General features: G+C 66.5%; 8 protein-coding genes. 4 read left to right on the top strand and 4 right to left on the bottom strand.

What is annotated here, in order from left to right; all coding sequences use genetic code 11:
• The coding region (locus CH278_RS18650) for an NADPH-dependent FMN reductase (RefSeq protein WP_373557339.1) at positions 1 to 513 on the top strand (513 nt) is incomplete at its 5' end.
• 5 nt (positions 514 to 518) lie between these two features.
• Here the strand turns inward: CH278_RS18650 and eccE are convergent.
• A complete protein-coding gene (eccE, locus tag CH278_RS18655) occupies positions 519 to 2,120 on the bottom strand; it encodes a type VII secretion protein EccE (protein WP_179274366.1) in 1,602 nt (533 codons plus the stop codon).
• Between the two features lie 221 nt (positions 2,121 to 2,341).
• Here eccE and eccB point away from each other — a divergent pair, with 221 nt between their 5' ends.
• A complete protein-coding gene (eccB, locus tag CH278_RS18660; RefSeq protein ID WP_094622589.1) occupies positions 2,342 to 3,796 on the top strand; it encodes a type VII secretion protein EccB in 1,455 nt (484 codons plus the stop codon).
• Positions 3,797 to 3,818: 22 nt separating this feature from the next.
• On the opposite strand, the gene mycP is transcribed toward eccB, so the two are convergent.
• The 3 genes from mycP to CH278_RS18675 form a co-directional block, all read right to left on the bottom strand.
• Complete coding sequence (gene mycP / locus CH278_RS18665; RefSeq protein ID WP_094622590.1) at positions 3,819 to 5,237, bottom strand: type VII secretion-associated serine protease mycosin; 1,419 nt, start codon at positions 5,235 to 5,237, stop codon at positions 3,819 to 3,821.
• A complete protein-coding gene (gene eccD / locus CH278_RS18670) occupies positions 5,198 to 6,754 on the bottom strand; it encodes a type VII secretion integral membrane protein EccD (RefSeq protein WP_094622591.1) in 1,557 nt (518 codons plus the stop codon). The genes mycP and eccD overlap by 40 nt, the downstream gene beginning before the upstream one ends.
• A 127-nt stretch (positions 6,755 to 6,881) precedes the next feature.
• On the bottom strand, positions 6,882 to 7,871 hold the full coding sequence (locus CH278_RS18675; RefSeq protein WP_027496339.1) for an LLM class flavin-dependent oxidoreductase: 990 nt from the start codon (positions 7,869 to 7,871) through the stop codon (positions 6,882 to 6,884).
• A 210-nt stretch (positions 7,872 to 8,081) separates the two neighbouring features.
• Between CH278_RS18675 and eccCa the strand changes: the two genes are divergently transcribed.
• Both eccCa and CH278_RS18685 read left to right on the top strand, forming a co-directional pair.
• Positions 8,082 to 12,068, top strand: a complete 3,987-nt coding sequence (eccCa, locus tag CH278_RS18680; protein ID WP_094622592.1) for a type VII secretion protein EccCa — start codon at positions 8,082 to 8,084, stop codon at positions 12,066 to 12,068.
• The gene (locus CH278_RS18685; RefSeq protein WP_094622593.1) at positions 12,065 to 13,543 is read left to right on the top strand and encodes a type VII secretion-associated protein; all 1,479 of its coding nucleotides are present in this window, start codon (positions 12,065 to 12,067) and stop codon (positions 13,541 to 13,543) included. The genes eccCa and CH278_RS18685 overlap by 4 nt, the downstream gene beginning before the upstream one ends.
• Positions 13,544 to 13,679 lie beyond the last annotated feature (136 nt).

Here is a 13,679-nt window from a genome sequence, read left to right on the forward strand (position 1 = left end):
GGGCGGGTGGGCCCCACCGTCGCAGCCTGGGTACGCAGCGTGGCGTCGGCGCGCGACTCCCTCACGGTTGTGGATGTCGATCTCGCGGACTTCGATCTCCCGAACAGCTTGACGTCGAGCGAGGACTCCGAACGTTTCACCCGCATCGTGGGCGAGGCCGACGCGTTCGTCCTCGTCACTCCCGAATACAACCACGCTGTGCCCGGCTCGCTGAAGACCGCGCTCGACACGGTGAAGTACGAATGGCGTTCCAAGCCAGTGGGATTCGTTTCCTATGGTGGTCTGGCGGGTGGTGTGCGAGCGACCGAGCAACTGCGCCTCATCGCCGCAGAGCTACACATGGTGTCGGTACGGGATTCGGTATCACTCCATCGCGTGCGTCGGCGTTTCGACGAGGCCGGTGGCGTCGACGATCCCGCTGCTGTCGACTCCTTGGGGCGATTGCTCGACCAACTCGAGTGGTGGGCCGGCGCAGTGTCGAGCGCACGGGCGCGCGTCCGGTACCCCGGCTGACACTGTCAGACTCGGACGGCGGGTCGAAGACTTCTCGGTCGACCGATGAACGCCGTTTCCTGCGGAATGGTGACCAGCGTCAGTTCGATGTCGATCGGACCCGAGCGCACCCGAATTCGGTCACCCGACGCACGCGGCTGAACGATCGACAGCATCGCGGCGAATTCCTGTCGGCTCGGCCCGGGTGCCGCCGGATCATGCGGCGGTTCGTGTTCGGTCAGCGAGATCACAGTGACGCCGGGAACAGACTGTTGATCGAGCGAGATGGAGCCGTCTGCGAAGTCGACCACGACGACGTCGTACGAGGGCCGCACCCGAGTGTGGTCGCTGTCGACCAGAAACCGCTTGGGCTCCCCGATGGCGTCGCGGAGGGCTCCCCAGGCGTGCGGTCTGTCCGTTCTGACGACAACTCGCGCTCCGATCGCCACGGCTCGGAACAGAAGTTGTTGGGCGAGGTAGAGCTCGCCCACGATGCTGACCCGCGGCAGGTTCGCCCCGAAGATCCGCACTGCCACACCGTTTCCGTTCGTATCCGATCCCAGTAGTTGGCCGCAACCACTCACCGGGAACGCCCAGGCCTGCAGTGCGGAGGTCGAGAGGGTTCCGACCGGCATCACTGCCGAGTGTGTTGCCACAGCCAGTGGCAATTGGGCGAGAATGCCGTCTCGTTGACGTCCGGCCATCGAGGTCAGTGAAGCAACATCGGGCCTCGAGATTGCCTCTCGCGCAGCGAATCTGCACGACGCACGAACGCGGACGCGGCTCGGCTCGTCGGTGGGGCGCAGGTGAACGGACATGGTCGTACCCAGCGACGGTGTCGCCCACAAGGCCGAAAGATCCTCGACAGTGATTGTGCTGCAATCGATTCCGTAACCCGTACTCGCGACGCCGGGCAATGGAGCATAGGACCACACCTGAGTCAGGTCGTCGGTGTCGACACCCCGGCTCAGGTGCAATGCCGCGGCTCGGAGTTCTGTGGCCGTCGACAGCCGTGTGGACAGTCCATGAGATTCCAAGGCGCGTGCAATGCGGAGGGCTGCAACGACCGCGGTTCGGGCCGCCCCCGTCCGGCCCGTGCCCCTCGCTGCCATCGCCAGGGCGTTGGCTCGTACGTCCAGAGTGACGGACACCCACACCGTGCGCTGCGCGACGGCGGGCAACGGGCCGATGAGGCCCTCGTACACGTCGGTGGCCACCGAACCGTCGGCGGTTCGAAACCCGAGCGCGACGATGTCGATTGCGGCAACCTCGACGTCGTGCTGCCGAAAGCACGACGTCAACGCCTCGATGGGCAGCGTGTGTCGTGTGTCGGCTCGCGTTCGCGCCAGCACCGTCGTGTCGTGTTCCGGTGCAATGATCTCCACGGTGCACGTGACGGTATCGCGCTGCCAGTGCACAGCGACGGTCCGGCCGTCGGGGTCGACATGTTCTGTTGTCACCCCGACGGCAGGGGCTCGGCCGGATCCGAAGCGCAGAGCGACGACCAGCCAGCCGGCGATCGACGTTCGCCGAAAGGCGACGAACGGTACGAGCGACACCGTCGCTGCGGCGGTGAGCGTCCACTCGACGGGAACGTCGGCCGCGAGTAGTGCGAGAGTTGTTGTCACAGTAGTTATTTCGGCCGCGAACAACCCTCGAACAGATGGCACGGCGAACGACACGACCGACGTGCGCCGTCGTCTCCTCGAACGCGTCATCACATACCCTCCCCCCGAAGGTTGCAGCCCGATCGATCGTCGCCGACGCGGTCGCCGATGGGTGCGGACGAACTGTACTGTGTCGCGTGACCCGATGGGGGATCGGGTCGGCACAATCTTGGGGAGGAATCGTGGCATCTACTCCGACGACGAAATGGCAGGTCGGCGGATACCGCTTTCTCGTCCGACGAATGGAACATGCCCTCATCAGGCGCGACGCGCGGATGCTGCACGACCCGATGAAGTCGCAGTCGCGCGCGCTCATGGTGGGTGTCGTCGTCGCATGCGTGGGTCTGGCGGGCTGCGCTGCCCTGGCGCTGTTTCGGCCTCAGGACAAGATCGGCGACGCGTCGATCGTGGTCGGTAAGGAGTCGGCCGCCATGTTCGTCAGCGTCGACGGCGTGTTCCATCCGGTGCTGAACCTGGCTTCGGCGCGGTTGATCGTGGGAAGGCCCGACAACCCTGTGACGGTGAAGGAGTCGGAACTGGCGTCGCGACCTCGCGGTGCGCTGGTCGGAATTCCCGGTGCCCCGTCGGCGCTGCCGCACGACCCGGACGGCGAGGCCGAGTCGTGGACCGTGTGCGACACCGTCGATCCGATCGCCGGCGTCACGTCCACGACAGTGATCGTGGGGGAGCCCCGCTACGGCGAGAACGCGGCTGCGCTCGGCCCATCCGAGGCATTCCTGTGGACTTCGGGCGGTGCGGCGTATCTCGTCCACGACGGCACCAAGTCGCCGGTCGATCTGGCGGACAGAGCTGTCGTTCGTGCGCTGGGCCTCGAGGATGCGACGCCGACGCCGGTCAGTGCCGGTCTGCTCAACGCGGTACCGCAGTCGCCTGCGGTGACGGCTCCGTTCATAGCGCGAGCGGGTGAGATCCCCGCCTACCCGTTCGACAACCGGCCTATCGGCTCCGTGGTCAAGGTTGCCGGCCGCGACGTTCGGTACTACGTCGTGCTCGAGGACGGCATCCAAGCCATCAGCGAAACCGCAGCCCTACTCGTCAAGTTCGCCGACTCGCAGGGCAGCCCCGACATCGCGGCCGTCAATCCCGACGTCCTGGCCGACGCTCCCAAGACGATGTCCGGACTCGACATATCGACCTTCCCACCGACGACTCCCGACATCGTCGACTCGGGCCAGAGGCCCGTCGGGTGTCTGACATGGTCACCACTCGATGTCGCCGACGGTGGTCCGACTGCGCAGCTGGTCGAATCCGCAGGACGGTCGTTGCCACTCGATACCACCGCTTCACCGGTGGCACTGGCTCAGGCGGACGGCGGCGGTGATGCGGTCGACCAGGTCCATCTGTCGCCGGGTAGCGGCGGATTCGTTCGAAGCACCGGTATCTCGACGGCCAGTACCCGTCAGGACAGCGTCTTCTTCGTCGCCGACACGGGAGTTCGCTACGGAGTCGAGGGTGCGGATGCAGCGTCGGCATTGGGCTTCGGACTCCCGGCACCTGCACCGTGGCAGATTCTGCAGTTGCTGGGCAGCGGGCCGACTCTGGGGCGTGGTCAGGCGCTGACCATGCACGACGGGGTCGCGGCGGACCCGCAGGCAGCCGCGGTTCCGTCCAAGTAGTCCCGGTGAGTGGGCGAGCCGATCACAGTCGTCGGCGCAGGGGAATGGAGACTGCCGTTCCGAGGCCCAGAATCACCGCGACCACTACCGACCCGGCCACCGCCGCATCGCGGGGCCGATGATCGACGGCGAGCGGTGGGAGCGGCGCACCGATCGCGACCGCATCTGCGGGGACGGTTCGCTGCGTCGGTGTCACGACGTCGGTCACCGCAGCGAGTGGATCGACGACGCCGTGGCCGACCGACGGATTCCATCCGTCGGCCGGCGCATGAGCTGTTCGCTCGATGCGGTCGATCACTTGGAGAGCGGACAGATCGGGCCTGTACGCCCGCACCAGTGCCGCTGTCGCAGCGACGAGCGGTGCGGCGAAACTGGTTCCGGTCATCGGTACTACGCCGTCGGTGCCCCGAATGCCGTTGGCCAGGCCGTTGCCCGCCGGCGACAGCGACGTCATGTTGGAGCCCGGAGCAGCCACGTCCACCCATGGTCCGGCCAGGCTGAACGACGACGGCGAACCGTCCAACTCGACCGAACCGACGGTCAACACGTCGTCGAACCAGGCAGGTGTCGCGATGGTCGCAAACCCTTCCCACGGGTCCGCCTCGGGCCGGACCGGGTCGGGCATGGGGTTCTGTGTCCTGCACGCGTCGCTTCCGAAGTTGCCTGCCGCAGCCACGACGACGGCGTCACTCTCACGAACGGCGTACTGCACTGCTGCACCGAGTGGGCCGTCGGCGACGCCTGCGCCGGCAGGGACACACGCCACTTCGGAGATGTTGATGACCGATGCGTCTGCGTCGGCCGCCGCCCGGATTGCCATGGCCATCGTCCGTACGTTTCCGTACCCGGCAGCGTTCTCGGGTTCGGTCGTCTTCTCCTGGTCGGTCCTGTTGTCCACGACTTGAAACACGTTGCTGGACTGGCGGATCGACAGGACACGGGCGTCCGGAGCGCCGCCGGCGAAACCGCTGCCCGAGGCCGTCTGTGCGGCGATGAGACCGGCCACCATCGTGCCGTGCGCGTCACAGTCGAGCAATCCGTCGCCGGTGCCGACGTAGTCGCCCCCCGGAATCAGCCCCGGCAGACGTGGGTGAGGCGTGACGCCCGTATCGATGACGGCAATCAGTTGACCGGCTCCGCGAGTGATCGGCCATACGGACGCGAAGTCGAGTGCTTGCTGCGCCGTCGGAATTTCCTGGGCGTCGATCGTTTCGGAGGGGACGGCGCACGCGTTCTTCTGCTCGGTCGGTTCCAAAGGGGCGGGAGGGCTGGGCGGTGGCAGTTGCACCGGATCGATGAGCGGGCGTTCGGCGTGTGCGAAGGACGGTCCGATCAGTGCTTCGTAGGTGAGGGTCAGGACGGTGAGCGCGGCAACGACGCACGCTCGACGCCGGCGCGCGGTCACAGTCCGCGGACGACGCTGTACAGACCGCACACCCATACTGCGATCGGAATGACGAGGGCGATCGCGGCGTATTCCACCAGTTCGGCCGATCGCCGCATCACCGGCGAATAGTTGCGGGTCGGAACCAGGGCTCCGAACACGGATGCGACGACGGCGGCGGCCAACGTCGCGCCGAACAACTCGAGTGCACGGTCCGGAAATGTGATCACTGCCCCGACCGAGAGCGAGAACAGGACGACCGCACCACCACCGACGAGTGGGACGGCATGTGCCACAACGGCATACGTGCGTCCGCGCAGAAGTAGCACCAGCGCGCACAGTGCGGCGAGGGCGATGCCGGGCCACCCAGAACCGGTCGCGGTGTCGCTCGCCGCCGCAGCGAGTACTCCCATCACCACCACGATCGTGAACGCCGTGAGCAATCCCGTCAGGTAGCTCCGTGCGCGCGTAGCTGCCACCTGCAGATCTGCGAACGACATCGAATCGAGCTCTGCCTCCTGGGCGGTGTCCAGTGGGGCACCGGCGGTGGGGACCGGAGGCAACGGAAGCCGCGCCTGCATCATCGACAGTCGGGCCGACACGGCGATTCCGGTCAGACCTACCAGTGCTGCGACGGTACCGATGGCCGCCGGCGTCATCACGGTGAACAACGCGCAGGCAGCCGCGGCGAACGCCGACACTGCCAGCACGATCGACCCGGTGAACACGGCGAGCCCGGCACCGCCGATTCGCAGAGACAACAGCGCCATCGAGCCGGCCATGGCCGAACCCAACATCACGTGAGCTGCCCCGAACTGGCCGGGTACGAACAGCGTTCCACCGGTGAACATCAGCGCCGAGGCGCATCCCCCGAAAAGCGCCGCGACGGCCACCTGCTCGTACAGCCGGCCGAGAATCATCCCCGCAACGGCGAACAGGACCGCGGCCGTAACCGCGGCGACTGCCTCGACCGGGCTGCTCGTGTTCTCGGCACCGGCTCGCACCGGGTCACTCAGAACGATTCCGCAGGCGAGCAGGACCGTCGAGCCCGTGATGATCGAACCGACCGTGCGTGCAGTACGCGCGGTCCACTGAGCAAGGTCGTCGGTGCCGGAACGGGCCACGGCATCCATGAGATCGTCGAACAACGGAGTCGGTGCCGGACGCGCGGCGACACCCAACACGAGCAGGTCGCCGTCACGTACGCCCAGTTCCGACAGTGTGGACGTCGACGGTAATGGCGGACGTCCGATACGGGACAGCGTCCAGGCCCCCGACAACCCGTCGGATCCGGAGTCCGCGGTCCGGCTCCCGACCGGACCCGGTCCTTCCGCAGGCTCCGCTCGTGACGCGATCATATCGACGATCCCCGGAATCAACAGCGACACCGGAACGTCCACGGGCAGTGCCATATCAACCTGGGTCGACCTCGCCGACACCGTCACCCGGCACACGTCCTGGGCGAAGACGGCACGCAGCCCCTGCGCACGTCGGGCCGGGTCCGATGCGATGGTCGGTTCGGCTGCGTCGGACGGTGTGTTCGTCGTTGCGGGACGGCTGTCGGCGCGTGTCATGGATATCCCCCCGGATGCGTGCAATGCACTGTCGATGCCCGCCCCCCGGGCATCGTGCGTCCACACCCTACGACATCACGCCGACACTCGACCGCTCGTCTCCTCCGCCGAGACCTGCTCGCAGCAGTCAGGCAGGAACCAGCTCGCTCACCTGGGCCAGCAGCTCGAACGACCTGAGCCAGGATCGACGATCGGAGACGCCCGAGGCGACGATCAACTCGTCTGCTCCCGTGCGTTCGGCGAATCGGTCGAGGTACTCCCTGACCATGTCGGGTGTCCCGACGGCCGAGTACTTCGTCATCTTCGAGATCTGTTGCCCCGCAGGTGCTTCCAGCACCATGTCGGCTTCTTCGTCGGTGAAGGTGCGACCCCGTCCGAGCAGCAGGCTCACGCGGCTTCTCTTGGTGCGGAGGAACTGGGCCTGAGCCTCGGCCACGGTGTCCGCGGCGATCACGTTGACGCCCACGATGAGGTGAGGTTCGGACAGCTGCGCCGACGGACGGAAGTCGCGGCGATAGATCTCCACGGCCTGTTCGAGTGCGTCGGGTGCGAAATGCGATGCGAATGCGTACGGCAGGCCGAGGGCTGCCGCGAGCTGTGCGCCGAAGAGAGACGATCCGAGGATGTACAGCGGCACCTCGGTGCCGGCACCCGGCGTGGCACTGACCCCGGGGACGAGGGACTGCTGGGACAGGTACCCCTGCAGCTCCTGGACGTCCTGAGGGAATCGGTCCGAGGACGCCGGGTCGCGGCGCATGGCGCGCATGGTCACCTGGTCGCTGCCGGGGGCGCGGCCCAGTCCGAGATCGATCCTGTCCGGGAACAACGTGGCCAACGTGCCGAACTGCTCGGCGATGGTGAGCGGCGCGTGGTTGGGAAGCATGATCCCGCCGGAGCCGAGTCGAATTCGCTTCGTGTGTGCGGCCACGTGCCCGATCAACACCGATGTCGCCGACGATGCGATCGTCTTCATGTTGTGATGTTCGGCGTACCAGATGCGCTGGTAACCCCAGTTCTCGGCATGCTGGGCGAGCGTCACGCTGGCGTCGAAACTGTCTCGGATTGTTTCGCCCTCGCCCACGTGTGCGAGATCGAGGATGGACAGGGGTACGGACACGGAAGCCGACCTTTCGTTCGTCGAACATGTGCGGCCTCGGAGCCGCATTCTTCGTTCAACCGAATGCGGTGCCGTTCTATTTCTGTATCCCGATGCTTCGACTCAACAGTGGACCCTCCGGTTGTGCATGCGTTAGCCTGTCGTCCACGCGGCCTCGGGGGGAGGTCGCCGCGAATGCAGTTGTGGGGGCGCGGCCGTGGGGGCTGATCGATGAGTACCGTGCGCTTCGTTCGCAGCGCGCGCCGGGAAGTACCTCGGTCACCGGGCGGCGAGGTCGTACTTCAACCGCCGCCTCCCGTGCCGCGCGCGGTACCCGGCAATCTCCTGATGAAGCTGATGCCGCTGGTGATGGTCGCCGCCATGGTCGGAATGGTTGCGCTCATGTTCACTTCCGGTGCGGCAGCGAACCCGATGATGTTGATGTTCCCAGCCATGATGCTGATGTCTATGGTGGGCATGTTGGCCGGCGGGGGCAAGTCCGGGGGAGCACGTACCGCCGAGGCGAACGAGGACCGTAAGGACTATCTGCGGTATCTCGACCAGCTTCGACGAGACGTCGCCGACACCGAGCGAGATCAGCGCAGGGCACTCGAGTGGAGCCACCCGGATCCGGGCACTCTGTGGTCGACGGCCGGAACGCAGCGTATGTGGGAGCGTCGGCCTCAGGACGCCGACTTCGCCCACGTGCGGGTCGGGCTCGGCGATCAGCGTTTGGCGACCCGACTCGTGCCTCCCGAGACCGGACCTGTGGAAGAGCTGGAACCGGTGTCCGCGGTGTCGCTGCGCCGATTCGTGCGAGCACACTCGGTGGTGTCCGAGTTGCCGATTGCCGTGTCGCTGAGGGGATTCGCCGCTCTGTCGATAGCCGGGGATCGCGATGCCGCTCGTGCGATGGTGCGCTCGATGGTCGCCTATCTCTGTACCTTTCACGGACCGGACCACCTCGCGGTTGCCGTCGTCTGCGGCCCCGACACCGTGGAGCAGTGGGAATGGACCAAGTGGCTGCCGCACACACAACACGACGTGTTGCGAGACGGTGCCGGTTCTGCGCGAATGATCTTCGGCAGTGTCCTCGAGCTCGAGAGCGCGCTGGGGGACGTCCTGTCGATGCGGAATCGCTTCGCACGTGGGGCGGTGAACAGTGGGGTCACGCAGTTGGTGATCGTGGTGGACGGCGGACTGGTCGCCAACCGTTCGACCGACCTCACCGACACCGGCCTCGATTCCGTCACCATCGTCGACCTGTCCGGGTTGTGTACGCGACTGGCGGCAAGTCGCGGGCTCCAGCTGGTGGTCGAGAACGGCTCGATCGGTGCTGTGAGCGGCACGGCAGTCGAGGTCTTCGCTGTGGCGGACGCGATGAGTACCACCGAGGCACACGCCGTTGCTCGACGCCTTTCTCCGTATCGCGCGCCGTCGTCGCCCTCCGCTGTCGATACCGTCACCGACGACGGGGCCGCAGTGTCGGGATGGAACAGCCTCGTCGGAATCGCCGACGTCGGTGCGCTCGATACGGATCGAGCGTGGACAGTGCGTCGCGGTCGAGACCGGTTGCGGGTACCCATCGGCGTCGCACCCGACGGCAGCGCGGTCGAGATCGATTTGAAGGAGTCTGCCGAGAACGGCATGGGTCCACACGGATTGTGCATCGGCGCAACGGGTTCGGGTAAGTCGGAGTTTCTGCGTACGCTCGTTCTCGGGTTGGTGTCCACCCACGCCCCGCAGCAGTTGAACCTGGTACTGGTCGACTTCAAGGGCGGGGCGACCTTCGCGGGGCTCGAGGCCGCGCCGCACGTTGCGGCCGTGATCACCAACCTGTCCGAGGACCTGGCTCTGGTCGACCGGATGCGTGATGCCCTCGCCGGCGAGATGAACCGTCGGCAGGAGTTGCTGCGCGCGGCCGGAAACTTCGCCAATGTGTCCGACTACGAGAAGGCGCGCGCAGCGGGAGCTGCTCTGGCACCGTTGCCCGCTCTGTTCGTGGTGGTCGACGAGTTCTCGGAATTGCTCAGTCAGCAACCGGAATTCGCGGAATTGTTCGTGGCGATCGGGCGGCTCGGACGTTCGTTGCACATGCATCTGTTGTTGGCCAGTCAGCGTCTGGAAGAAGGCAAGCTGCGCGGACTCGACAGCCATCTGTCCTATCGAATCGGTCTGAAAACGTTCTCGGCCAACGAGTCACGTTCCGTTCTCGGTGTTCCCGACGCGTACCACCTGCCTGCTCAGCCCGGTGCCGGCTATCTCAAGTGCGATTCGGCCGAGATCGTCCGCTTCGCTGCGGCCTACGTGTCCGGACCGTACGTTCCGCCACGTTCGAGTGCGGGGGCACCCGCCGCGCAGGGCGTCGATATCCGTCCGAGGCCGTTCACCGCATATCCGGTCATGGTCGATCCCGTCGAGAACGACGTCCGTGTCGAGCCGGTGGTCGAACCGGATCCGGTCGAGAACGACGACACCGGCGCGACCGTTCTCGACGTCGTCGTCGGCCGAATCGCAGGCCGCGGTATGCCGGCCCACGAGGTATGGCTACCGCCGTTGGACAAGGCACCGACACTGACCCGCTTACTGCCTCGGTCGGTACTGAGCGGCGGCGTCGATGCGCTGAGCACACTTCGTGCGCCGATCGGCATCATCGACAGGCCGTTCGATCAGCGGCGGGATCTGCTCACCGTCGACCTGTCCGGTGCAGCCGGGCACGTCGCGATCGTGGGGGCTCCGCAGTCGGGGAAATCGACGGCCCTTCGGTCGCTGATCATGGCTCTGGCGATGACGCACACACCCGCTCAGGTTCAGTTCTACTGCTTGGACTTCGGGGGTGGAACGCTGGCCGGGTTGGCCGAACTACCGCACGTCGGATCGGTGGCCAACAGATTGGACGTCGACCGAGTGCGCCGGACCGTGGCCGAGGTCGCGGCTGTCGTTCGTCAGCGGGAGAAGACTTTTCGAGATCGCGGCATCGATTCCATGGTCGAGTTCCGGCGGCTGCGGGCGATGCAACCGGTCGATGAGAACGACCGGTTCGGCGACGTCTTCCTGGTGATCGACGGATGGCAGTCCATCAGATCCGACTTCGAGAGTCTCGAACAACAGATCGCGACGCTGACGACCCAGGGACTGGCATTCGGTCTGCACCTCGTTCTGACGGCCTCTCGCTGGGCAGAAGTGAGGCCCGCGACGAAGGATCTGATCGGGACCCGGCTCGAGCTGCGACTCGGAGATCCGTCGGACTCGGACATCGGCCGAACGAAAGCCGCCAGTGTGCCGCAGGGCCGACCGGGCCGGGGCATGACCAAGGACGGTCTGCACCTGCAGATCGCACTGCCTCGGGTCGACGACCGTCGATCGGTGGCCGACCTGTCCCGAGCTGTCGCAGAGTCCGTCAGCGCGATCGCCGCAGCGTCCACGGGGTCGCCTGCCCCGCCGGTCCGCATGTTGCCGGAGATGCTCGAACGGTCGGAGGTGCTCGATCGACTCGCCGGCGCCTGGCCCCGCGACCGTGGCACCGTTGCGGAACTGAGGGTTCCGATCGGCATCGACGAGGCCGAGCTGGCTCCGGTGACGGTCGACTTCGCCGAGAACCCACATTTCGTCGTCTTCGGCGACAGCGAATGCGGGAAGACGTCCCTGCTGCGGGGGATCTGTCGATCTTTGGTCGATGCGAACCCACCCGATCGGGTGAAACTGATCGTGGCGGACTACCGTCGAACTCTCTTGGGCACAGTCGATTCCGAGCATCTGGCCGGCTATGCGGCCGCGCAGGCGACGTTGACGGCGATGATCGCCGATCTCGCAGGCAGAATGAGCAGGCGCATGCCGGGATCGGACGTCACCCAGCAGCAGCTCCGCGAGCGGTCGTGGTGGGACGGGCCCGAGGTGTTCGTCGTCGTCGACGATTACGACCTGGTGGCCACCGCGTCCGGGAACCCGTTGTCGCCCTTGGTCGAGCATCTGCCACACGCCCGGGACATCGGACTGCACCTCATCGTGGCGCGTCGCTCGGGCGGGGCGGGGCGGGCACTGTTCGACCCGGTGATCGGGCGGCTACGCGACCTGGTGACTCCGGGATTGGTCATGAGCGGGAGCCGAGACGAGGGGAGCTTGATCGGCACCGTGCGTCCGAGCCCGATGCCGCCCGGACGTGGAGTGTTCGTCGATCGGTCCGGCCCCGCGCTCGTGCAGCTCGGACACTCGAGTTGACGAGGCCGCAGTGGCGTTACGCGGCTGTGCATTTGAGTCATTCGGAGATTTCTGTCGTCGCGTCCGGTGCGACGCTGCAGGGTCCACGCGAACACGTCGGATCCGCATACGCGGTATCGGAGGGTGGTCGTCTCGTCTTCGGGCGGGCGGGCGCGGACACCGAGGTCCCTCCGCTGCTGTGTCTCGACGATCGATCGATCCTCGTGGGCGGCGCAGTGTGGGATCGCGGCGAAGTCCTGCACGGGATCGTGTGGTCGGCGCTGCAGGGAGCCGGGATACACGACCGACTCGATCTGCTCGAGATCGCGTATCCCTCGACGTGGGGCGACGAGCGTCGAGAGCTCCTCCGAGCAGTGTTCGCCACGTCGGCGAGCGAGGTCGTCGTCGTGGAGACGGCGATCGCCGCGGTCGCGTCGGCAGGAGAACGGGCACCGGCTGCTGCGGTGGTGATCGAAGTGGGCACCCTCGACACCACGGTCGTCCTGGTGGACGAGGCAAGAACTCACGGCGGCGACATCGGTGCAGTACTTGCTGTCGGAGAACGAGACGACAGCTGGCGACGACGAGCCGACGACTACCTTCGATCGTCGGTGTCGCAATGTCCCGCGGACATTTTCATCGTGACGGAGTCGGGTTCGAGCTCGAGCCCCGCTGCGGAAGATCCGGCACGATGGCTGACCGGTCTCGACGTGGCCAGGTCTCTGTATCGACGTGCGGGAGCGGAGGTGGAGACTGCCCCGCCAGGTCGAGCCACGGCAGGGCGCTCGGCGGCATGGCTCGACGAAGTGACCGTCGCGGTGCCACCTCCCCGAAGAAGCGGATGGCCGGTTCGAGCGTTCGGTGCGGTGGCCGCATCGGTCATCGTTGCCGGTGGTGTCGTTGCACTGACGTTCGTCCTTCGGTCTCCGCAAGAGGTGGCCGTCGCGACCTCGCCGCCGTTCGCGATGCCTGCCACCCAGGCGGTGTCGGCGACCGAAGCCACCTCCGCGACCGAAACAACCTCGGCGACAGCAGTATCGGCGACGAGCGAGTCACCGTCGGTGATCCCGTCGGCGACGTTCGTCTCGGGCCGGGCGTCGCTGCGACTACCGGCGACCTGGACCAGGATGGAGGACCCGGCCCGGATGGTGTTGATTCCGCCGACAGCACCCGAGCGTCGCATCGTCGTCACAGTGCAGGAACTGGTGCACGGCTCGACGCTCGAACAGGTTGCGTCCGAGCTCGGTGCGGCAGTCGACGCGCGTGGACCCGACTCCCCGATCGGATCGCTGGAGCCTGCCCGGGATTTCGGAGGTCGGGTGGGGATCTCGTACGTCGAGCGGCCGGCCGATGCGTCCACAGTGTTGTGGCGTGTGCTCGTCGAATCGGATGTGCAGGTGAGCATCGGCTGTCAGTTCGAGGGACCGGACTCGTCCGCGATCGACACCGAATGTGATTTGGCCACCCAGACTCTGGAGGTCGTGAAGATGCGTTGAGGCCGCCGCGCAGATTTTCGCCGTATGCCGGAACCGAACCAAGGGGTGGCTGCGTCCAAGGAGATGTAGGGGAGTGAGCGGGCCGCACGCGGTCCCTCGGTCGAGCGTCATGTGCGCCGCGGGCGTACGTGGATAC

The sequence above is a fragment of the Rhodococcus sp. 05-2254-5 genome, assembly GCF_002258575.1.
Classification (GTDB): domain Bacteria; phylum Actinomycetota; class Actinomycetes; order Mycobacteriales; family Mycobacteriaceae; genus Rhodococcoides; species Rhodococcoides fascians.